Source organism: Chitinophaga filiformis, from assembly GCF_023100805.1.
Classification (GTDB): domain Bacteria; phylum Bacteroidota; class Bacteroidia; order Chitinophagales; family Chitinophagaceae; genus Chitinophaga; species Chitinophaga filiformis_B.
Genome location: NZ_CP095855.1, coordinates 7501247 through 7524784 on the forward strand (window position 1 = coordinate 7501247; position 23538 = coordinate 7524784).

Genomic DNA, 23538 nt, shown 5'->3' on the forward strand with positions numbered 1-23538 from the left:
TGTTCTTTAAAACAATAAATCAATGAAGGCATTTACAGGATTTGTACTGGCAGCAGCTCTCAGCCTGCTGCATAACGATGTACCAGACAGCGTGAAGATGAACAGGATACAAGTCATCGGTTCACACAACAGTTACAAGAAAGCCATTGATCCTGCACTGTTTAAAATGTTCCAGCAGCGGGACTCAGTATCGGCCAGTAAAATCGACTACGAGCACATTTCCATTGCCGAGCAGCTGGATATGGGCTTACTGAACCTGGAGGTCGATGTTTATGCAGACGCAAAAGGCGGAAAATATGCACATCCCAAAGGACTGGACTGGGTAAAAGGACAGGCGCCTTATGATGAGAAAGGCATTATGAATGAACCTGGGTTCAAAGTATTACACATCCCCGACCTGGACTTCCGCAATGACTACCTGACGTTAAAGAACCTGCTGGCAGAGTTAAGAACATGGTCAGAAAAGCACCCGCAACACTACCCGGTATTTATTACCCTGGAGCCTAAGGATGGCGCTTCAAAAAGTAAGGAAATCACTGAACCGGAACCATTTACTACTGAAGTTTTTGATCAGCTGGATAAGGCACTGATAGATGGATTGGGGAAAGAGCACCTCATTATGCCTGATATGGTGAGAGGAAAATACAAGACGCTGGAAGAAGCCATACTACACGACAACTGGCCAACGGTGAAAGCAGTTGAGGGCAAATTCGCTTTCATCCTTGACGCCAAAGATGCCAAAAGAGATCTGTATATCGCCGGTCATCCCGCGCTGAAAAGCCGTGTTGTGTTCACCAATTCCGATCCCGGTTCTCCGGAAGCAGCAATGATGATCAGGAACGACCCTAATGATCCGGAAATAAAAGACCTGGTAGAGAAAGGATACATCATCCGTACAAGAGCTGATTCCGATACCAGGGAAGCACGCCTGAACGATAGATCAAGCTTTGTAGCCGCCTGCAATTCAGGAGCGCAGATCATTACCACTGATTATTACAGGAAGAGCACACATTTCAAGTCTGACTACGAGATCAGCTTTGAAGGAAAGAAATATTGCAGATTGAATCCTTTATTTAATAACACGGCCGCTGTGAGCAAGAAGTAATTGGGTTCATGTTATTGTTTGAAGAGCGTCTTGTGAAACGGTGATGCGTTTTGCAAGGCGCTTTTTAATTTACCCTGTTTTCCCTGATGCGCTCAAGCTGTTCCATTGACTGGCTAAATTGTTTTTTATATTCTTCCAGATGCCAGCCAGGTTTATTGGCAACAAATTTCTCCCATTTATCCTGATACCGTTTAGCGGCATCCTGATCAATGTACCATAATGCACAAAGGGCTTCAGGTTGATCATGAACAAGATCTTTCCTTTCCAGATAATAATCCAGGTATTGTTCAAGATAACCAATTGATTTTCCGGTACCAAAAGACGCTAGCGCAATACAATATGCAGCACCTGCATAACAGAAATTACTCTTAAGCAATAAAGTACCAATAGTATCTTCAAATTCTATATACCTGTTAGCAGCGGCAAAATATGCACCGGTTGTCAACGTCCTCCAGTTGAAGCATTCTAATAATATTCTGACAACATCTGGAGTAATTTCTTCGGATGCATTTTTAGCAGCGCTAAGTCGCTCCTTTTTAGGAGACAAAAAGCTCATATAAAAAGGTTTTACCCATTTAGTAGTAAATTCCAGTGGCGGTGGGACCTGACTGCCAGTTACCACTAAGCTTTCAAACGGGTTATTATGCAAGGCTACTGTTTCCACCTCATTCGACTTGGTAAATGGTTTTCTGAAAATCATATATGGGCATAGATTATAGCTAGCTATCCTCATCGAAGATACAAATACTCACAATATCCGTTTTATGTGCTCACAGACAGGCAAGTCGTAAATCGCCTCTTCTTTGTCTTTTTCACCCCTCATCCTTATAAACACACCACCGTAAGTTTGTATCGTTAACAACAACAAAATAAACAAACAAAAACGCTCTGATATGACAACTACAACCAAAACCGCAATTACCGTAGAAACCACCATTCAGGCGCCGGTAGCAAAAGTATGGGAATACTGGAACCAGCCTGAACATATTAAGAAATGGGCTTTCGCTTCTGACGACTGGCACGTACCTGCATCCGAAAACGACCTGCGTACAGGCGGTAAGTTCAGTACTACGATGGCAGCTAAAGATGGTAGTTTCAGTTTTGACTTTGGTGGCGTGTATACACAGGTGAAAGAACACAAGCTGATAGAATACACCCTGGGAGATGAAAGAAAGGTAAGCATCCTTTTCAGCAGCATAGGTGAGGCAACCAAAATAGTGGAGACTTTCGAAGCGGAAGATACTCACTCTGTTGAAATGCAGCAGAGCGGCTGGCAGGCCATCCTGGATAACTTTAAAAAGTATACAGAAGCCAATTAATAAAAGTCTTTACGCAGCATCAGCTATTTCCGGTACTGCACGGACATAAAAAGAGGAGTTGTTCCAACACTATATCGGGACAACTCCTTTCTTTACTATTCGAATTGACTGACCTCCTGGTTATCTAAAAAAGCCGGCGGCGGTAGTGGTTTTTTCCACCCAGCAACCCGAACTGGCTTTTAGTACATACTCACTCAACCCCACCCTGTTCGCTCCCGGCGCCCAGTCATAGGTATACCCCAGCCTTGTCCACGGATAATAATAATCCGTAGCTGAATTCAAGGGACGATAGTAGGAGTAGATGATATTGTTATTGAACCACACCCGGTACTCATCAGGTACACTGCTTACCAGCGTGGAGCCCGTGGTGGTAGTGGTAATGGCGGTGTCTCCTGCGGGACGGAACAGCTTTGAAGCGTGCACCCATACCTGTGCAATATGTGTATTACTCTTGCTATTTACAGGAGGCAATCCCAGCAGCTGACTGATACGCTGTATTGTGTCTGAGCTCGGGGTAAAGCCCGGTCCCAGTTTTTGTAACATTTGAGACGGAATGAAAAACCAGCTATCTCCCCAGGTGGTGGTAATAGAATCTCCCGCTGGGAAACTTTCAGGATACCGCATGAAGGTAGCCATCAATACATAGCTTTGTCCATTGATGGTCTTCCATTGCAGCCTGGGGTTGCTTGCCGAAACAGGCCAGAGGGTATCTATTGCTTCCGAGCCATTATCCACCATGGCATCTTTAATAGATTGAGCATATAGCGCATTCATGTCCGGATTGGGTGTTACCTCGTCGTCATCTTTCGAGCAACTCACTACGGTAAGGCCAAGCAGAACAATAACAATGGTAAATAAGCTGTTGTGGAAACAGGGAGAGGCGTTTTTCATTGGATTTCTTGTGATCTATTGAGAATGAGATAAAATTAACAGCTATTTCCATTCATTCTCCGGCCATTCCTGGTCATTATTATTTCCCTTGTTCATTTTGTTCATTTTCCCAGCCCTGGCAATAGCACCCTTCCTGTTGGAAAGGGCCTACGCCACCACGCGGGCTAATGCGCACGCCTTCTTCGTGTAGTATGCCAGATGCGGTGATGGGGATACTTCCTGTGGGAGGTCACGTTATTGAAGATGAGTGCTACCATCAATAAGATCAGGACGCCAGACAGCACAGGACTTAATACATACATATATCCCATGGCTTTAATCTTCTCCGACCCGATATTAGCGATCAGGGCTGTAGCGCCGCCAGGCGGGTGCAGGGTTTTGGTGATCTGCATCAGCACGATGGACAGCGAGACGGATAATGCTGCGGCCAGCCACAATTCACCCGGTATCAGCTTATGAACAGTAACCCCTACCAGGGCACAGATAAGATGCCCGCCTACCAGGTTTCTCGGTTGGGCAAGGGGACTGTTGATGATGCCATAAATGAGCACGGAAGATGCTCCAAAGGAGCCAATGAGGAATAAATTATCTGTAGGGGATAAAAAGTTACTTTGCAGAAGGCCGATCAGCCCGATACCGGTAAATGCGCCCAGGAAAGTCCAGAAGTGTTCCCTGAAGTCAAGCAAAGTTTCCTTGTACAGGACATACCTCACCCTGCGGAGATGCCGCTTTGTCTTTTTTCCCATTATTTCCCTTTATTCCCTTTTTTGAGCGGCAAAACTAAGGCAACAAAATGGCATCGTCAATAGTCATTATGTGTCGTATAGCAGTCATATACCTGAGGTTGGTCTGCATTCAGGTTGGAGCTGAGGTGGATCCAGTCGCCGCTGCTGACGGCAGAACCATTTAAATATCAGCAACATACAGATCCAATCATAATATTCCTTTCAAGCGCAGGTGCTGCAACAACATAATCGTTTTTGCATCTCTGATATCTCCATTATCTATCATGGCAAGCGCTTTTTCAAAAGGAAGCTCCAACACTTCAATCTCTTCCTGCTCATGCGCTACCCCACCGCCTTCATGCACTTTCATGTCAGGGGCATACTCAGCGACAAAGAAGTAAAGGATCTCGGTCACTGAACCCGGCGACATATACGCTTCAAATATCTTGCGGACATGAGATAGCTTGTAACCCGTTTCTTCTTCTACCTCCCTGCGGATGCAGTCCTCAGGACTATCCTTATCCAGCAGGCCGGCACAGGCTTCGATGAGCATACCGGAAGCATTACCGTTAACAAAAGTGGGCAGGCGGAACTGACGCGTCAGGATAACAGACCTTTGTTCCACATTATACAGGAGAATTACCGCCCCGTTTCCACGGTCATAGGCTTCCCGGGTCTGGGTCTGCCAGCTACCGTTCTTCAGTTTAAAATCGTAGGTGTATTTGCGAAGTGTATACCAATTGTCGGACAGGACCTCTTCTTTCTGAATTTTTATTTCGGGCAACATAAACTGATCAATGTTAACGGTTAGCCCCAAATATACCTCAAAAGATCTTACATACTGCTGCCATATATAGGTTTAATACCAGCAGCTTTGATCTTTTCCAGTACCTTCTCTCCCACCTTACGTCCCTGTGCTACGCCATTGTCAATTGCATCACGATAATGGATGCCTCCGTATAAACGGGAAATGGCGGCTTCCTGTGATGCGGCCAGGAAGGAGTTAAACTTACGCGCAGGGATCTCAAACATTTCCTCGGAGTTATCTTCATAGGCAAAATGATCGCCCAGCAGGTAGGTCAGCACGGTAGCCGCAGCAGAAGATACCACACTATGGCCACTGGTGTATTCAGGAAATGGAGGTGTTTGTAATAAAGGCTTCCATTTCACGTCTATGTAACGGTTAATATATGTTTCCGGACGGATGCGGTTAGAAAGGTATTTTGCGTCCCAGCAACTGATAAAAGCATCCATCATCGTAACGGCAGCGACAGCATGCAGCAGGACGGTCTTATCGAAATCCAGCTGTGCCCTGCGGGCGGCAATGCCAGCAATATTCATCCAATGGCCGCCTGGTGTGATCTTTTTAAAACCGATGGCCATATGTCCGTAAGTACTTACGGCAAAAGGATTACAATCCCAAAAGGACGCAATGACCCGCTGTTCCATATTGAGATTGACACCGGCATCAAACACTTCCCTGTTCAGTGCATAGAACGCGCTTGCAGTGTCTTTGCTGAAAGGTACAGGAGCTGCCGGCACAAACTGGTTGCAGGAATCTATGATCATGGGCCTGATAGTGTTCCAGTGAGGCTCTACCGCTTCAATATAAGCCGGTGGCGTGGGATACCAGTATTCTTCTCCTTTCACCGGTGTATAACGTACAAGTGTACTGAGCTTTCCGTAACCATCCGGCCGCGACCACTGCACGGTTTGTTTGGCAACATCTTCCGCAACAGCCACGGAATTCCGGACAATGCTATCCGGCACCTTATCTTTCTTAAATAACAGCAGCAGTTTTTCCTCATCCTTCTGCAGCATAAACCCTGAAGGCAACATCAGCTTACCTGTTTCCAGTATGCTGTACACTGCTGCTATGCGATAATCATACATACGCCCGCCATCATGTACTGCGATGCCAGGATATGATCTGATAAATGTAGCCGCATCGGGAATGTTTTTGTTATGTGCTGTTATGATGCTGTAAGCCGATATCATCGCATAGCTGTAAAAGCGGCAGGCGGCAGGAGGATTCACCACATCGTGCATCATAACCATCGACAGTGAAAATACCGATGGCTGTATATAGTCTGTAAAGCTCGTTTTAGACTGTTGTGTATATCCGAACTGATATACAAAGAGCAGAAGGATCGTCAATCTTTTCATACGTTAGTTTACTTTAAACAGGGTGATCCCTTTATTATTCACACCTATCATGACATATGGCTTATTGCCGATGTTCATGACAGTAGCCGATTTCACATCTCCTTTCACGCAAAGGCCTGAAGCAGGCTGCGGGATATAGGTGAAATTCCCTTTGCCATCACCTTTTAACAGGCAGCCGTAACCGGCATCAAAACTGCCCAGTTTCAGGCGGTTATCACACTGGTTACCCAGTAGCAGGAGGTCCAGTTTCCCGTCCCTGTCATAGTCAGCAGGAAGGATCTTTGACACAACTGAGAACTGTGCTTCCACAGGCAGCACTGCTGGTACAAACTTACCGTTGCGGTATAAAAAGCAACATGTTTTCGTTTCCACAGCGGTTAATTTGCCAGCCTGGCTCAGTTCTTCCGCCGAAAAAATATCCTTCATTGTAGCATTGGAATAATTGCGGTAAGAAGAGAACTTACGGCGCATGGGATAGATCTGCTCATTGAGCTCATCGCGGCTGACGAAGGGATAGCTTACGCCTTCGACATAAAAGTTAAGGAAGGGATCAATAGAACCATTTTTGTCAAAGTCGGCAAAGTAAAGCTCTGCCGGCTGTTTTACAGACGTATGTATCTGGGTATTTTGTCCCAGGTTGCCTGCAATAATATCTTCATGACCATCGCCATCTACATCCGCCATTGTCAGCCCAAACCAGAAACCTGTTTCCGGCTGGTCAAAGTATTGCAAAGTCAGATCTTTAAAACCATCCTGTTTGTTGGCAAAGACCATCACCGGCATAAATTCACCACAGATCACCAGGTCCTTTCTGCCATCCCTGTCAATGTCCGTCCAGCGGGCGTCGGTCACCATTCCCGCCGAGGCGAAAGGAATGCTTGCAGCGGTGAATTGCCCTTTGCCGTCGTTGATCAGCAGGTAAGATACAGGTGGTGTCGGATACTTGCCAGGAATGACACGGCCTCCTACAAATACATCCATATCGCCGTCATTGTCAAAATCGCATGGACGTACGCAGGCCTTACTGCTGGCACTCACATTGGGTAAAGCGCCCTTTGAAAGAGAGAAAACCCCTTTGCCGTTGTTGAGATACAGCTCATCCTGTAAAGCTGCCGTATTGGGCTCAAAAAGGCCATATCCCCCCTTTGCCACATAAAGGTCGGGAGCACCGTCGCCATTGGCGTCAAAGAAAGCGGCTGCGGCCACCTGCGATGGCATGTCGCTGCCGGAGATCACCTTCGTTCCCATTATAAAACCGCCACCCGGTTTCTGGAAGTAGATCCTGGCCGGTTGTTCGTTATCACCTCCTATGAACAGGTCTTCCAGTCCGTCCCTGTTCACATCGGCCTTTTCAAAGACAGGACCGGTTTTGGAATACATGAACATCATGAGCAGCTGGCGTTTGAAATCATTGACAGGAAGCTCGGTATGCCTGTAGGTAAAAAGACTGTCTGCATTACTGAAATAGGTGACTGCGGGCGGCTGCGCTGCATTGGCGGCTTGCGGCCCATCCGGTGCATAAGCAACAGTCAGCAGCTGATTGGCGGCAACGTCTTTGAGGTGCTGTACTTTATTGTCGGGCCAGATAATACAAACAGAGTCTGCCCGCGTATCATCACCCAGGCCGAATAACAACTGGGTGGATACGGCGGACAGATAACCCCTGTTTGGATTGACCTCCAGATATTGTTTTACACCTTTGCTATAGACGTATACCTTCGCGCCTATAGCGCCGGTATTTTTATCGTTTCCTTTTAATTTAACAGCCAGATACGACCGCTTGTTCTGTTCGCGGCTCATATTCTGGTATATGGCGGCTGTTTCATTGATCTTATTCACCACCAGGTCAAGATCGCCGTCGTTGTCAAGATCTGCATACACAGCGCCACTCGAAATCCCGCCGGCGTCCAGGCCCCATTCATTCCGCATGTTGGTGAATGTAAGGTCCCTGTTGTTTTTAAAGATGTAATTCTGCAATGATGTTGAGGGCATAGCAGCCACAAGGTCCATCAGCAATACCGGCTCCCGGTCAATGGCCTTTTTTACCTTATAGTCTCCCCAGTAACGCAGGAAATCTTTATTGGTATAATCCCGCAGGTAGCCGTTGGTAACAAAAATATCTTTATAGCCGTCGTTGTCGAGGTCCGCAATGAGCGGGCACCAGCTCCAGTCGGTATTGGATACACCGGCCAGCTGACCTATCTCACTGAAAGTACCGTCCCCATTGTTCAGTTGTAGCATGTTGCGCATGTACTGCTTGTAGAGATCCTGTGAGATCATCAGCTCAAAGGATTCATAGTTCTCCTGCAATTGCAGCAGCTTCTGACGTTGGTTATCTTCCGGCAGCATATCCAGGGTCATGACATCAGGCAGGCCATCGTTGTTAAAGTCTGCGATATCAACCCCCATAGAGAAATGAGAGAGATGCCCAAAACAGTTGGTAGCATCTTCCGCGAAGGTGCCGTCATGTTTATTTATATAGAGGTAATCGCGTTCGTTGTAATCGTTGGTGACATAAATATCCTGCCAGCCATCTTTGTTGATATCCGCTATTGCAACCCCCAGGCCGAAGGTCAGCGGATTCTGTATGATTCCGGCCTGTTTTGATATTTCGGTAAAATGGTTCCCGTCGTTCCTGTACAATTTATTACCTGCCAGCGAATCCGTTTCATTGCGGAACCTCGTAAACTCCATATTATCTATCTTGATCACGTTGTGGTTCAGCAGGAACATGTCGAGGTCACCGTCATTGTCCATATCAAAGAAAACAGCTGTTGTACTATATCCCGGGTCGTCCAGGCCATACTCTTTTGCTTTCTCTGCAAATTTTGCGTTGCCCTGGTTGATGAATAGCTGGTTCCTGCGCAGTTCATCGCTTTTTTTACCAGAGTAGCATACATAGATATCGAGCAGGCCATCTCCGTTCACATCGGCCATGGTAACGCCGGTCTTCCAGCCATCAGGCTTTCCCTCCAACCCTTTCCCGGCTTCTTTTGTAATATCGGCAAACCGCATGTTGCCTTTATTGAGATAAAGTTTGTTAGGGGTCATATTTGCGGTAAAGAACAGGTCCTGCAGACCATCATTGTTAATATCTCCTACGGCCACACCGCCACCATTATAGAAATATTCATAAGCCAGTACATTCAGCTTTTCAGTTTCGTTCAATGCATTACTGAATTTAACGCCGGTCGTTTTGGGCGCCAACAGCTGGAATAGTGGTTGCTGGGCTACTGTACGGGAAGCTGTAATAGTTAACAACAGGAAGATAGCAGGGATACTAATTTTTTTCATCAGGTATTGATTGCATTGGTGTCCTGCCGTGGAATAGCTGATCATCGAATACTTTTTTACAGAGGAACTTTCCTGGAATAAAAGCTAATGCGACCCTCAGGGGTCGCATTAGCATAAGTTCAATAGTTAAATTATTGCGCATCCCACCATACTCTGGAAGTGTAGGTATCACCTTTATCAAGGCGACCTACAGCGGCCTGGTAGTTAGTTGGATTAGTAGATGCTTCTGTTGTCTGGTAAGCAATTCTTCTTGGTATGGTACCACCGGTGAAATTACCTATGTAGTTAACAGGAGTCAGCACAGGATAACCAGATCTTCTCCAATTAATCCATGCTTCAATAAAGTTGAACAGCAAACCATCAGTCGCCCAGTACTGTTCATTAATCATTTTCAGTGAAGCATTTGCACTGCTTTGATCCAGCGGATGAGCGTCAGCATAGGCGTCGGCAGTACCAGCATTGATAGCAGCAGCTGAGCTGAAGGTGGCCAGTGACTGTAAAGCTGCAGATACTCCGTTCCTGTAGTGACCGGCAGCAGTACCTGGAATAGTCCAGCCACGTACAGCTGCTTCTGCCAGTAACAGTTCTGTTTCAGCATAGGTCAGCACGAAATTCGGAGCACTGCGGCCGAGATACACAGCGGTAGTAGGACGGGAATATTTACCTAAAGGATAGATATCGCCTGCTGCACCTGTACTTCCCGGATAATCTGACCTCTTGGTAATGTCTGTGGCGCCCCCTGCCAGATCATAGCCATTAGGCATACCGATCTGCGCGCTGGGTGTTTTATCACCCGGCAAGGAACTATTGGTTCCATTTTTCAGACCAGCAGGCGGTACTTCCGCCGCTACGCCCAGGCGAGGGTCATTGTTAGCTTTCAGATAGTCGATCAGTGGTTTTGACCATTTTACTTCCCTGTAGTCTTCTGTAACCAACAAAGCACTGCTGGTACCGTTACCGTTACCGGTAGAGTTATCGGTAGGGCAGACAGCATTGTCACCTATACCCTCAAAAGTACCGCCTGCTGCAGCTTTTTCAGCATACTGGCGAGCCAGTGTAGGATTAGCCCTCACCAGGCGCATAGCAGAACGTAACATCAGTGAATAACCAAATCTCTTCCATTTCGGAATGTTACCACCATAGAAAAGGTCTGAGGTGATCTGATCTTTTGATGCGTCCAGCCCATTAATAGCAGTCTCCAGTTCTGACAGCATGGAAGTATAGATTGCTTCCTGCGTATCGTATACCGGCGTGAACGTATTTGTCTTGCCTTTCAGTGCTTCGGAATAAGGCACGTCGCCATAGCAATCAGTGATATGCTGCATGATCAACACTTTCATAATAGTACCCACATTGGCGAGGTTCGTCAATTGTTTCTCATTAGCCAGCTGTATCATTTCGTAAGCAAGGCTGGCAGCCCTGTAATCATCACTCCACAACTGGTTCTGATAACCTATGATACCGGATGATGCAACATATTTATCACCATTGCTATAGTAATTGTAAGTAGAAGCCAATAATTGCGGCCACATACTTTCGAACAGCAATTGTGCATATCCTGTATTAGCATACTGATATTGCGCCCTGGAAAGCAGCAGATTAGCATTATACCTTGAAGCATCCACAGCAACCGGGTCGGTGTTAATTTCATCAAAATCATGGGTACAACCTGAAGAGAACAGTGTCAGACCCAGTGTTATATATAGCAAACCTTTTTTCATGTCCATTATTTTTTAAATTTAACATTCACGTTCACACCGTAGGTACGGGTACTTGGCAAGCTTGTACCTTCGATACCTGCATAGTTGATGAGTGAAGAAAATCCTGCTTCAGGGTCTACGTTATCAGATTTCCGCATGAGGGTAAGCAGATTACGTGCTACGAGAGAAACACCGATAGACTCGAATGGAGTTTTGCCCAGCATCTTTCTACCCATTGTATAACCCAATGTTACCTGGCGCAGCTTGATGAAGTCAGCATCCAGCACGCTATTCTTGGAGATCTTATTCGCATAGGTCTGATAATAGGTTTGCGCATCTACATTCTTCGTGTTTTTCAATCCGGTACTTTCAATAATACCATCTACTACTATACCTGATTCCCTGCCTACCAGCGTCATTTTATCCAGACCGCGGTTTACAGCATAGTCTTTCGTTGCTGACAGGAGTTTTGCTCCGAACTTACCATCAATTAAGAATGACAGGTTGAAGCCTTTGTAAGAGAAGTCATTATTGATACCACCGAAGAATTTAGGCAGTACACTACCCATTGGCCTCAGCACACCATCGTTCTGTGGCAGACCGGAAGCATCCAGCAGCAGTTCGCCTTTATCATTACGTTTGAAATCGTAAGCCAGGATCTGTGGACCAGCCATACCTTTTACAAGAGCAGTGTTAGCGTTCAGCGGGCGGTAAGTACCCAGTGTCAGTACAGTACTGCTACTGTTCGCGCCATAGATGTCGAGGATCTTATTCTTAACATAGGTACCATTCACAGAAGCATTCCAGGTGAAGCTTGATGTAGACACAATAGTACCATTTACAGCAGCTTCAAAACCTATGTTCTGGGTAGAACCGGTGGGGAAATAAGCCCTGTCGTAACCGGTTGCCGGAGAGATCGTACCCTGGATGATCTCGTTCTTTGTTTTACGGTGGAAATAAGCCAGGTCAACACCTAATCTGTTATTGAAGAATTTCGTTTCCAGACCTACTTCTATTTCTTTCAACGTAAATGGTTTCAGATACAGGTTTGGCAGTGTTGAAGAGAAGTCGCCTGTGCTCACGCTGCCGATTGTACTACCTACGTTATAATAAGATTTGGTGATATAAGCGTCAACAGGCTCACCACTCGCATTGGCCCAGGAAGCGCGCAACTTACCATAGTTCAACTTAGGAATATGAACCAGCTCGGAGAATATAAAGCTACCGGACACAGATGGTACAAAGATACTCCTGTTGCTGGAAGGCAAAGTGGAGTAAACATCGTAACGGCCGGTTGTTCCTATAGTCAGGAAGCCTTTATATGAGAAGTCAGCAGTATAGTAACCTGATTGTGATTCTCTTGATTCATAATCGTAATTTCTGCCGAAGTTCGTTACGTTACTATAGGAATACACGTAAGGTATGATAAACTGGTTACCGGATACGCCAACCATTTCCCAGTTCCTTTTGCGTAGGTTACCACCCACTGCCAGGTCTACCTGCAGGTCTTCCACGATGTTCTTTTTGAAACCGATCAAACCGTCCACATTCATTTCAGTGGTTTGTTCATTACGCAGGTCCAGGTCACCACTCACTGTTGTACCATTCGGAAGTGTACTGGTAGAGTAAGCGGTACCCCATGGCGTTACTCTGAATTTCCTGTCATTGATGTTGTCATAACCAATACGAGCCTGAGCATATAAGAAGTCGAAAAGGTCATAACGGGCAGTCAGCGCAGAGATCCAGCGCCTCCTGTCTATGTTGTTGATATACTGGTTCACTACAAACCAGGGGTTTGTTACATAGTTATCGTCTGTCCATACTACTTCACGGCCGTTATTGTTGGGATCATAACCCGGCTTCATGAGATCTTCATTGATATTTGTAGCGAGGAAGATACCGTTGTTCGCATTCAGCGGACCATCACTCAACTGCGGACGGTTCTGTGAACGGTCATCGATATAGTTTACCAGTGCGCTTACTTTCAGCTTGGAAGTTACATTCTGTTCCAGGTTCAGGTTGAAGGTTTTACGTTTCAGTCCACTGTTCCTTAAGATGGACTTATTGTCCATAGAGGAAGCGGACACACGGAAAACGCCTTTTTCTCCACCACCGGATACTGATAAAGTATTCGTAAAGGTGGGGCCTGTTCTGTAGAAACGGCTGATATTATCATCTACAGCGGAATAAGCGTATGATTTACCATCAAACTGCGGAGTCATTGATCCATCCAGTTTTGAACCCCAGCTTAAACGTGTGCTGTTTAATGCATCAGCAGCATTGGCAGGTTTCACACCATGCTGTCCCTGCCCGTATGTATACTGGTATTCTGTGTAGTCGATCGCTTTATCTGCCGTCAGGTTGGTGTTATATTCCACCTGCATGGTTCCTTTCTTACCGCTCTTGGTAGTGATGAGGATCACACCGTTGGTAGCACGGGTACCATACAATGCAGAAGCAGACGCACCTTTCAGTACTGTCATGCTTTCAATATCATCGGGGTTGATGTTGGAGATACCATCACCATTGTCTGAACCACCCCACTCACCGGCAGCTCCTCTCTGGGAGTTATCCATCGGGATACCGTTGATAACGTACAGCGGACTGCTGGCGCCAAAGCTGGCCATACCTCTTAACAGCACACGTGCGGAAGAACCAGGACCACCATTGGTACCGCTTACGCTCAGACCAGCTACACGGCCGCCGAGTGAATACGCAACGTTGGTTTCACGCGCCTGTGTCAGTGCAGCTCCGTCAACTTTCGTAACAGAGTAACCCAGCTTTTTGGATTCTTTTGATATACCCAGCGCTGTTACCGTTACCTCACCTAACTGGGAAGAAGATTCTTCCATGGTGAAGTCAACAGATGACTGTCCGGCGGCAACTTTAATGCCTTTGGACGTATAACCTATCAATGAAGTTTCGAGTGTAATTTCTCCTTCGGGCACATTTTTCAGGGTAAACGCACCATCAGCGCCAGTGATTGCAAAGATGTTCTTTCCTTGCACCTTGACACTCACGGAACCCAGAGGGGCTCCACTTTTTGAATCTTTAACAGTTCCCTGTACCTGCCTTGTTTGAGCAAATGCTACTGTGGAGAGTAGCATCGCAACAACCAGCAAACGTAGATGTCTCATTATCGATTTAGTTTTTGGTTAGAGAATAGACAAGTGCATGACACTTGAAGGCATAGAAGGTCTGGTCGCTGTGCGACAGTGTTTCGTCTCATTGTTCGATACTGTTATATTTGGTTGTTGTTAGAAAATACTTTCCCCCTTATGCTATTTTCATAGCATTGATTACGATTCCATAAAGTATTAATTTGATTTTAGCTGATACTTTCCCCTACGGTCTATTCACTGTGCTGTAACAGGGACTTGTTCCCCGTTACAAACACACATGCGGACATCATCCGGTAAATAGTAAAGACTCAATAACGATTTGAAGTGATAAAATAATTGTTCATTGTTCTAGTTTCCACTTTAGCAATCTGATTGACTCTAGTAGTTATAATTTGGCTTCGAAGAAAATTGTTCAATAGTTACTGTTCGATAGTCACTGTTCAATAGTATAATTCCCAAAGTTGTCCTACTCTTACGAGTAATACAATTCACTGTTCATGTTTGTTTCAAAAATTCTATAAATGACAAGTTTCCCTACATGGAAGGCGGCATTTTGCCAGTTTTCATAACTGATTTGCTAATCACTGTCCTTCTTTTTTTGCACTCTCTCGTTTACGGCTCTTAACATTGAATGTACTCAAATTTAACATTTCGTACAATAACAAATGCGTTGTACATAATTATAACCAAATGAGCGCTAAAACAAATACTATTTTAACAACTACTGATCTTATGTAAACCGTTTTAGCATATTTATAACACTTGATTTCGGCAATATGTTCATCTGATATTATTTTACCACCAGGCGTGGTGTGATTTTGCCTTTATAATTAATCACTTATCAATAAAAAAAAGTGACCACCACTGGCAGTCACTTTTCAGTATTCGTTTCCGTATGATTTACTTCAGCTTATCTTTTTTCACCCCCTCTTTGGTGATCTTCACAGGGACGATCAGCCCGTTTTCGTCAAAATGCATTTCGTCAATACACACGACCCTGTTGTTGGCCGCTGTTTCTGTGAGTGGGCGCCTATGGTAAACGATATACCAGCGGTCAGTACCTGGTACATTGATTACCGAATGATGCCCTGCACCAGTGGCTACTGAGGTATCCTGCTGAAGGATCTTGTCTATACGCTTAAACGGTCCCGCGGGAGAATCGGCAATGGCATACGCCACCGAGTAGTGGGGCCCGCCCCATCCGCCTTCCGACCACATAAAGTAGTATTTGCCATTACGGATGAACATGAATGGTCCTTCCACATAACCAGAAGGGGTTATTTCTTTAAAGGTATTGCCGTCTTCAAAAGGAGTAAATCCTTTAAAGTCTGCTTTCAGCTTTGCAATATTACAATGGCCCCATCCACCATATATAATATAGTACTGTCCGTCCTTATCCCGGAAAACGAACTGGTCTATCGGCTGCGCCTTGTTATGAAACTTGTCGATCAGCGGTTTACCCAGGTAATCTTTATAGGGACCACCTGGCTTATCGGCCACGGCGACGCCTATGCCGCCCTCTTCATTGTCGCTCTGTATATCATTGGCCGCGAAGAAAAAGTAATATTTGCCATCCTTCTGCACAATTGCCGGCGCCCACATGGCCTTTTTAGCCCATTTTACAGCTGCCGTATCCAGAATATGGGGATGTTTGGTCCATTTTACCAGGTCCCGCGAGGAAAAAGCATCAAAAAACACCTGTTTCTCATATTTATCAGAATAAGTAGGGTACACCCAATATTCTTTGCCCCATATTGCCGCTTCAGGGTCTGCATACCACCCCTGCACGATAGGATTACCAGCCCGTTTCTGTGCCGCCGAAGGCAGGGACAGCGCTGTTCCCAGTAATAAAAATGTTAAGACCTTTCTCATAATATAATTTCCAGTTTGGCCACAATATAATAATTGAGTAGTACAGATCTATGGGTGGCAGGCCCCATTTCATTTTTTGTTCCTACTTTTACGCCAGCATTCAAACGATAGGTAAATTGTCAAATTCATCCTTACCGGAGGAGCGGAAACTATTGCAGCAGATAGCCAGGGGTGACGAGTCTGCTTATACACTTGTATTTAACCATTACAGCAAGCAGGTGTTTAATGTGGCCATGCTTTATCTGAAAGACACTATACCAGCACGGGAAGTCGTGCAGGAGATCTTTCTGAAAATATGGCTGAAGAGGGAAACTATGCCTGCCGTAGAAGACCTCACCGCCTATCTTTTTATCCTCACCCGCAATCATATATACGATAGTTTCAAAAAACAGGCAAGCCAGGTAAAAGCCCTGGACCATTTTGTGCTGCACCAGCCCAGCGTCGTAGAAGATACCGACCATCGCCTCCAGGATCGCCAGTATGACCACCTGCTGGATAAAGTAGTATCCAGCCTTCCCCCTGAGCGGAAAAAGGTCTATATCGCGCGGAAAGAGGGCATGAGCAATGAAGAGATCTCTGTCAGGATGAATATTTCCATTCATACTGTCAAGAAACAGATGCAACTGGCCATGCAAACAGTAAGAAGTTTTGTGAAAGAACAACTCCATATATAAGGCCCCACTATACAACCTATCTAACTAACTGAATATCATCTCCAAAAAAAATTTCAAGCCCGAATACTCCTTTCGTTTTCCCCGGTCGTCTTTATTCCTATCAACCAGTGCCAAACGAATCGTCTATGACAATACCTGAAATAAAGCGATTGCTTGATAAGTATAAGCGTAACGAGATCAGTGAGGAGGAATATCTCCAGCTGATGCAGGAAGTCGCTGACGACGCCCATACATCCGCTATCAAGGCCGATATAATGGAGACATTATACGGGAAAGTACCTGATATGGGATTAGCTGAGGACGAAGCAACTGCTATGCTGACTGGTATTTTCCAGGCTGGCCAGGCGGATGCCCATCGTTTACGGGTGGTGAGGCGCAAAAGGCTGGTATACGGTTCCCTGGCGGCTGCAGTAGTAGCAGGCATGATCGCTACCGGTGTCTATATGTCACTGCCCGGCAAACAGGCGGCCCCGGTAGCAGCTATACGTCCGAAACCGCTGTTGCCTGGTTCGGATAAGGCGGTGCTCACCCTGGCAGATGGAACGGTTATACCGCTGGACAGTGCCAATAACGGTACGCTGGCACAGCAGGGCAGTACGCAGATCATGAACAGGAACGGAGCCCTCAGCTATAATGCAGGAGGACAGGCCGGCGAAGTGATGTACAATACCGTAGCGACGCCCCACGGCGGTCAATACCAGCTAACCCTGGCTGACGGCAGCCGTGTATGGCTGAACGCTGCCAGCAGCATCCGTTTTCCCACGGCCTTTACAGGCAGTGAACGCCTTGTGGAGATCACCGGCGAGGTCTATTTCGAGGTCGCACAACAGCCTGAGCTGCCTTTCCGGGTGAAAGTGAATGATGTTCAGGTGAATGTTTTAGGTACCAGCTTTAATATCATGGCCTACCAGGATGAACAGGCCATAAAAACCACACTGGTGGATGGTGCAGTGCAGCTGAAGCACGGCAACAGCTCCAGTGTATTAAAACCAGGATTACAGGCTACCCTTTCTGCCAGGGACGATCATTTTGTGATCGCCGCCGCCGATATGGAGGAGACGCTTGCCTGGAAGGAAGGCAAATTCCGTTTCAGGAACACAAATATCCGGACCATTATGCGACAGCTGTCGCGCTGGTATGACATCGATGTGAGCTACCAGGGAGATGTGTCGGATATAGACCTGACAGGTATCATATCCCGCCGGGAAGAAGCCGGTAAGCTATTAAAAGCACTGGAGGCTACCCAAAGGGTACAATTCGAGGTGAACGGGAACAAAGTAACCGTGAAACCCGGGGAACAACAGTAAATCCCTTGCGACAAGGGGGACAACATTATGTAAAAACTAAAATTTCCAGTTATGGCCACGTAGAAAAAAATCACGTACTGTCAACTTTAGGTAGAAAACCGGATTCCGACTGCCATCGGAACCCGGCACAAATGGCTACCAATTTCCTTAACGTTTGAAAATCGATTATTAAGCCAAGAACACAAAAGTATGGAACTACGCGAGACATGCAAGGCCTATCCGAGGAAGGGCTTCTTGCACAGTAAATTATTGTTGGTTATGAAATTAACTGCCATTTTAACACTGGTGTTCTCTCTGAATCTGAGCGCCAGGTCTTATTCCCAAACAGTCACGATCGCAGGAAAACACCTTGCCTTGTACGATATCTTCAACAGTATCAGTAAACAGACTGGTTATGAGTTTGTTTACGACGAAAAACTGCTGCAGGGTACAGGTGCTGTAGATATCAATTTAAAATCGGCCAGCCTGTCTGAAGTGCTGGACAGATGCCTGAAAGATAAACCGCTCTCTTACACTATCATGGACAAGATCATCGTGATCCGTCCGAAAGCAGTGAAAAAAGAGACGCCCACCGCCATCCAGCCCGCGGCTGCCATTGAGGGTACTGTGGTGGATGCTACCGGTCAGCCCCTGCCTAACGTGGCTGTTCAGGTAAAAGGCACTACCCGTGGTGTACTGACAGATGCCAAAGGACATTTCTCGCTCCAGGCAGAAAGCACCGATGTACTGGTGTTCAATTATGTTGGTTTTGAGAAAAAAGAGATCACGGTAGGCGGTCAGACCAACATCCAGGTTACGCTGACCGAATCCAATAAACAGCTGAATACTGTTGTAGTAACAGCGCTGGGCATCAAAAGATCAGAGAAATCTGTTACCTATGCTACCCAGCAGGTAAGCGGTGTAGAGCTGACAAAAGCCAAAGACCCGAACCTGATCAATACCCTGAACGGTAAGGTAGCGGGTCTGACTATCTCTCAAAGCTCTTCCGGTGTGGGTGGTTCCGCAAAGGTGATCCTGCGCGGCGCTAAATCAGGTCTCGGAAGTAACCAGGCGCTTTACGTGGTAGACGGGGTGCCTATGAACAACTCCCTGACTTCACAACCTAACAGCTCTTATGGTGGCAGCGGCGCTTATGATGGCGGCGACCCGATCTCCAACCTGAACCCGGATGACATTGAAAGCATCTCCACATTGAAAGGTGCTTCTGCTGCGGCCCTTTACGGTAGCCAGGGCGCCAATGGCGTGATCCTGATCACCACAAAAAGTGGCAAAGCCGGCCGCACGGTAGTCAACTTCTCATCCAGCCTGACCCTTAGCAATATAGCCTACAAGCCTGAATTCCAGAACAGCTACGGTCAGACCAACGCCACCAACACACAGAGCTGGGGTAGTAAAATATCCGGTGGTAAAGATAACCTGTCATCTTTCTTCCAGACGGGCCAGAACCTGACCAACTCTATCAGCCTGGCAGGTGGTTCTGACAAGATGCAGACCTATTTCTCTTACGCCAATACTTCTGCAAAAGGTATTCAGCCTACGAATAAACTGTCCCGTAATAACATCACTTTCAAAGAAACAGGACATTTTCTGAATGATAAACTGACTGCAGAAGCTGATGTTAACTATGTCAATCAGACGATTGACAATACGATCCTGAGTGGCTTCTATTTTAACCCGCTGACTGGCCTGTACCTCTTCCCACGTGGAAAAGACCTGCAGCCGTACAAGGACAATTACGAAGTATTCGATCCTACCAGGCGCCTCATGGTGCAGAACTGGCCGTTCAACGAAGATGTGCAGCAGAACCCCTGGTGGATCATTCACCGCGATCCGAACACCCTTGACCGCAACCGCCTGCTGATGAACGCCAGCCTGAAATACGATGTGAACAAATGGCTGAACATCACCGCACGTGGAAGCATGGACAGGATCAACGATGTATTTGAGCAGAAAATATATGCCGGTACCATCCAAACCCTCTCTCCCGCCAATGGTGTGTATGTATACAGCAATACCACTACCAATCAGCAGTATGGTGACCTGCTGGCCAATTTCGACATACCGGTAGGCGACAAGATCCGTATCACCGGTGTGCTGGGCGGAAGCATCAGGGACGTAGTGACCAAAGGCGAGAAATTCAATTCCGGACAGGATGGTCTGAACATTCCTAACCTTTTCGTGATCCAGAACTTCAAAACCTTCAATCCGCTGAACTCCGGTACCTTACAGGAAAATCACAGCCAGGTGCAATCCGTTTTCGGTAGTGCCAACATCTCCTACAAGGACTGGGCATACCTGGACCTGACCGCACGTAATGACTGGGCCTCCAACCTGGCCTTTACGCCTTCCGGTTCTTACTTTTACCCTTCTGTAGGTCTGAACGTGATCCTGAGCCAGGTAGCTAAACTGCCTGCGTTCATCAGCTTTGCCAAAGTACGAGGTTCCTTCGCACAGGTGGGCAATTCTCCACTGGCTTACCAGTCTAACCCTGCTCTGTATAACTTCAGCGCGGGTGGCGGCTTCAGTCTGAACACCACGGCTCCTTTCACTGATCTGAAACCAGAAAAGACCAATTCACTGGAGTTCGGTACAGAATGGCATTTCTTTGAGAACAGGCTGGGTGTAGATGTGACATACTATAAGACCAATACCAAGAACCAGACTTTACAGATCAGGGCTCCGCAGGGATCTTTCTATGATAACTTCTTCATCAATGCCGGTAATATCCAGAACCAGGGTGTGGAAGCTATTGTACGTTATGAAGTGTTACGTGATACCAAGCTGAAATGGAACACCAGCATAAACTTCTCTACGAATAAGAATAAGATTATCGAATTGTCTCCTAACGCGCCTGAGTTTACACTGAGTGGTGCATCCGGATCCAACTATGTATCTAAATTCAAGGTAGGCGGTTCTTTTGGAGACATTTATGGTACCGTATTGCAGCGTGATGCACAGGGTCGTGTCATGATCGATGCAAACGGTAATCCGATCAAGCAGGGCGGTGACTTCGTATACCTGGGTAACTCTAATACCAGGTGGCAATTGGGATGGAACAACAACCTGCAGTATAAAGATTTCAACCTGTCTTTCCTGATCGATGGCAAATTCGGTGGTAAGGTAATGTCTATCACCCAGTCCATGATGGACCAGTATGGCGTATCCAAAGTGAGCGGCGAAGCACGTGATGCAGGCGGCGTTGCAGTGAATGGTGTTGATCCTAACGGCAATGCTGTATCCAAAGTAGATGCACAGAAATGGTACTCAACTATTGGTGGCCGTGAAGCAGCTTCCGGAGAATATATGTACAGCGCTACTACTGTACGCCTGCGCGAGGTTGCACTGGGTTATACCATCCCTGTAAAGAATACCAGCTTCGTGAAAGCATTGAAATTATCACTGACCGGACGTAACCTGGTGTATTTCTCCAAGAAAGCGCCATTCGATCCTGAGTTGACAATGTCGACTGCCAACGGTCTGTCAGGCGTGGATATCTTCATGCCTCCTGCTACCCGCAACTACGGCCTGTCACTGAATGCTACCTTCTAATCATTGTTGCCATTAAACTGAAGAAAATGAAACGTTACTATATAAAAAGCATGTGGGCTATTGCAGCAGCAGTATTGCTGGGAGCCAGTGCGTGTACGAAGAACTTTGAAGTATACAACCAGGACAATACCGGCATTACTCCGGACGACCTGAAGGGAGATTTTAATGATATCGGTGCATTCCTTACAAGGGCACAGCGTTCTATTATCAACTTTTCTGATGGTGGGGATCCCAACTCTTACCAGTTACAACAAAATCTGAATGCTGACTGCTATTCAGGTTATTTTATGTCGCCCAACCCATTTAACGGCGGACAAAACAACCTGTCCTACTCGCTTATAAGCGGCTGGAATGGTGAGCCTTTCAAGGTAGGTTACCTCAATATCATGTCTTCTGTGAGCAAGCTGCGTTTAAGTGGTGTCGATACGGCTTATCCTGCAGTATGGGCTGTAGCGCAGATAGTGCAGATAACCGGTATGAGCCGTGTTACCGACATCTATGGTCCTATTCCCTACAGTAAGGTGGGTACCAGCAAGAGCGCTATTCCGTACGACAGCCAGGAAGATGTGTACAAACGTTTCTTCCTGGAGCTGGACACTGCTACCAATAACCTGCGTACACAGGTCGCCGGTAACGGAAAGCCATTGCCCTTCGCTTTTTCCAGATTTGACCTCGTATACGATGGTGATTTCACAAAGTGGTTACAATATGCTAACAGCCTCCGTTTACGCCTCGCTATGCATATCGTGAAAGCTGCTCCCGAACTGGCAAAGGAACAGGCCGAAAAAGCCCTGGATCCGGCCAACGGCGGTGTGATCACGGGTAATGCAGGCAATATGAAAGTAAAGGTATCGGGCTCAGGCTTTAGTAATCCACTGGTGTTTATAGCACAGAACTGGCTGGATATCCGTATCGGTGCGTCTATTCAAAGCTATATGAGCGGTTACAATGATCCGCGCATCGGCAAATATTTTGACAAGTCTACCGATCCTGCGTTTCCTTCCCGCTACCAGGGCATCCGAATAGGCTCTGTCAATGGCAATGTGTCCAAAGGAGATTATACCGGGTATTCTTCGTTGAACCTGACAGGCAGTACGCCGTCCTTCTCTATCACCACTCCTGTACAGATCATGACTGCTGCAGAAGTATACTTCCTGAGAGCAGAGGCTGCCCTGCGTAACTGGGCAAATGCAGGTAGTGATGTACAAACACTATATAACCAGGGCATCACTACTTCGATGGAACAATGGGGCGCAAATGCCGGTGCTTATCTCAACGATAATACCAGCACACCTGCCGGCTATACAGATCCAAAGAACAGCGCAAACAATGCAGCAGCGCCTTCTGCCATCACCATCAAGTGGGATGATGCAGCAAGCCCTGAAGCAAAAATGGAACGTCTCATTACACAGAAATGGATCGCTATGTTCCCTGAAGGCCAGGAAGCCTGGACAGAATTCCGCCGCACAGGGTATCCTAAACTGTTCCCTGTCGTGAACAATTTCAGCGGTGGTGTCATCAGCAGTACTACCCAGATCAGACGCTTACCCTTCCCACAGAACGAGTATAACACCAACAGCGCGGAAGTGGCCAAGGCTATTGTGTTGCTGAAAGGCGCCGACAATGGTGCAACAAGATTATGGTGGGATGTACAATAATACGGGTTGTTAAGAATGTCAATATTGTGAATGTATCGTTATAAATGGAAACCATCAGTTGGGAATTAAGAATCACTGACTGGACTAAAGAGTGAAGAACAGGAAGCCGTCTCAATTCGTTTTGAGGCGGCTTCTTTTTTGTGGATATTCAGTCGG

At 46.6% G+C, this 23538-nt stretch carries 15 protein-coding genes; 6 read left to right on the forward strand and 9 right to left on the reverse strand.

The annotated features are described in order from the left end of the window. Positions 1 to 22: 22 nt before the first annotated feature. Entirely contained in the window at positions 23 to 1105 is a 1083-nt protein-coding gene (locus MYF79_RS29285) for a phosphatidylinositol-specific phospholipase C1-like protein (protein ID WP_247811398.1), read from the forward strand. A gap of 64 nt (positions 1106 to 1169) precedes the next feature. Here the strand turns inward: MYF79_RS29285 and MYF79_RS29290 are convergent, their stop codons facing one another. Then, positions 1170 to 1805: a DUF6000 family protein gene (locus MYF79_RS29290; protein ID WP_247811399.1), complete on the reverse strand. Its 636-nt coding sequence runs from the start codon at positions 1803 to 1805 to the stop codon at positions 1170 to 1172. Between the two features lie 193 nt (positions 1806 to 1998). Here MYF79_RS29290 and MYF79_RS29295 point away from each other — a divergent pair, with 193 nt between their 5' ends. After that, positions 1999 to 2424 (forward strand): SRPBCC family protein, encoded by a 426-nt coding sequence (locus tag MYF79_RS29295; protein WP_247811400.1) that lies wholly within the window; start codon positions 1999 to 2001, stop codon positions 2422 to 2424. Positions 2425 to 2544: 120 nt separating this feature from the next. Here MYF79_RS29295 and MYF79_RS29300 read toward each other — a convergent pair whose 3' ends face one another. The 8 genes from MYF79_RS29300 to MYF79_RS29335 all read right to left on the reverse strand — a co-directional run bounded on the left by MYF79_RS29300 (position 2545) and on the right by MYF79_RS29335 (position 16194). After that, a complete protein-coding gene (locus MYF79_RS29300) occupies positions 2545 to 3315 on the reverse strand; it encodes a hypothetical protein (RefSeq protein WP_247811401.1) in 771 nt (256 codons plus the stop codon). A 164-nt stretch (positions 3316 to 3479) separates the two neighbouring features. Continuing rightward, on the reverse strand, positions 3480 to 4061 hold the full coding sequence (locus tag MYF79_RS29305; protein WP_247811402.1) for an HPP family protein: 582 nt from the start codon (positions 4059 to 4061) through the stop codon (positions 3480 to 3482). Positions 4062 to 4248: 187 nt separating this feature from the next. Further along, on the reverse strand, positions 4249 to 4827 hold the full coding sequence (gene nudK, locus MYF79_RS29310) for a GDP-mannose pyrophosphatase NudK (RefSeq protein WP_247811403.1): 579 nt from the start codon (positions 4825 to 4827) through the stop codon (positions 4249 to 4251). Positions 4828 to 4874: 47 nt separating this feature from the next. After that, on the reverse strand, positions 4875 to 6206 hold the full coding sequence (locus MYF79_RS29315; RefSeq protein WP_247811404.1) for a vanadium-dependent haloperoxidase: 1332 nt from the start codon (positions 6204 to 6206) through the stop codon (positions 4875 to 4877). A 3-nt stretch (positions 6207 to 6209) separates the two neighbouring features. Beyond that, complete coding sequence (locus tag MYF79_RS29320; protein WP_247811405.1) at positions 6210 to 9500, reverse strand: VCBS repeat-containing protein; 3291 nt, start codon at positions 9498 to 9500, stop codon at positions 6210 to 6212. A 131-nt stretch (positions 9501 to 9631) separates the two neighbouring features. After that, positions 9632 to 11221, reverse strand: a complete 1590-nt coding sequence (locus MYF79_RS29325) for a SusD/RagB family nutrient-binding outer membrane lipoprotein (protein WP_247811406.1) — start codon at positions 11219 to 11221, stop codon at positions 9632 to 9634. A 5-nt stretch (positions 11222 to 11226) separates the two neighbouring features. Then, positions 11227 to 14337 (reverse strand): SusC/RagA family TonB-linked outer membrane protein, encoded by a 3111-nt coding sequence (locus MYF79_RS29330; protein ID WP_247811407.1) that lies wholly within the window; start codon positions 14335 to 14337, stop codon positions 11227 to 11229. Between the two features lie 885 nt (positions 14338 to 15222). Further along, positions 15223 to 16194 carry a glycoside hydrolase family 43 protein gene (locus tag MYF79_RS29335; RefSeq protein ID WP_247811408.1) on the reverse strand — a complete coding sequence of 324 codons (972 nt, stop codon included), beginning with the start codon at positions 16192 to 16194 and terminating at the stop codon, positions 15223 to 15225. 116 nt (positions 16195 to 16310) lie between these two features. Between MYF79_RS29335 and MYF79_RS29340 the strand changes: the two genes are divergently transcribed. The 4 genes from MYF79_RS29340 (at position 16311) to MYF79_RS29355 (ending at position 23382) form a co-directional block, all read left to right on the forward strand. Next, positions 16311 to 16868 carry an RNA polymerase sigma factor gene (locus MYF79_RS29340; protein WP_247811409.1) on the forward strand — a complete coding sequence of 186 codons (558 nt, stop codon included), beginning with the start codon at positions 16311 to 16313 and terminating at the stop codon, positions 16866 to 16868. 125 nt (positions 16869 to 16993) lie between these two features. Next, a complete protein-coding gene (locus MYF79_RS29345) occupies positions 16994 to 18175 on the forward strand; it encodes a FecR family protein (RefSeq protein ID WP_247811410.1) in 1182 nt (393 codons plus the stop codon). Positions 18176 to 18433: 258 nt separating this feature from the next. Beyond that, the gene (locus MYF79_RS29350; RefSeq protein WP_247811411.1) at positions 18434 to 21724 is read left to right on the forward strand and encodes a SusC/RagA family TonB-linked outer membrane protein; all 3291 of its coding nucleotides are present in this window, start codon (positions 18434 to 18436) and stop codon (positions 21722 to 21724) included. Between the two features lie 26 nt (positions 21725 to 21750). After that, positions 21751 to 23382: a RagB/SusD family nutrient uptake outer membrane protein gene (locus MYF79_RS29355; protein ID WP_247811412.1), complete on the forward strand. Its 1632-nt coding sequence runs from the start codon at positions 21751 to 21753 to the stop codon at positions 23380 to 23382. The last annotated feature ends 156 nt before the right edge of the window (positions 23383 to 23538 follow it).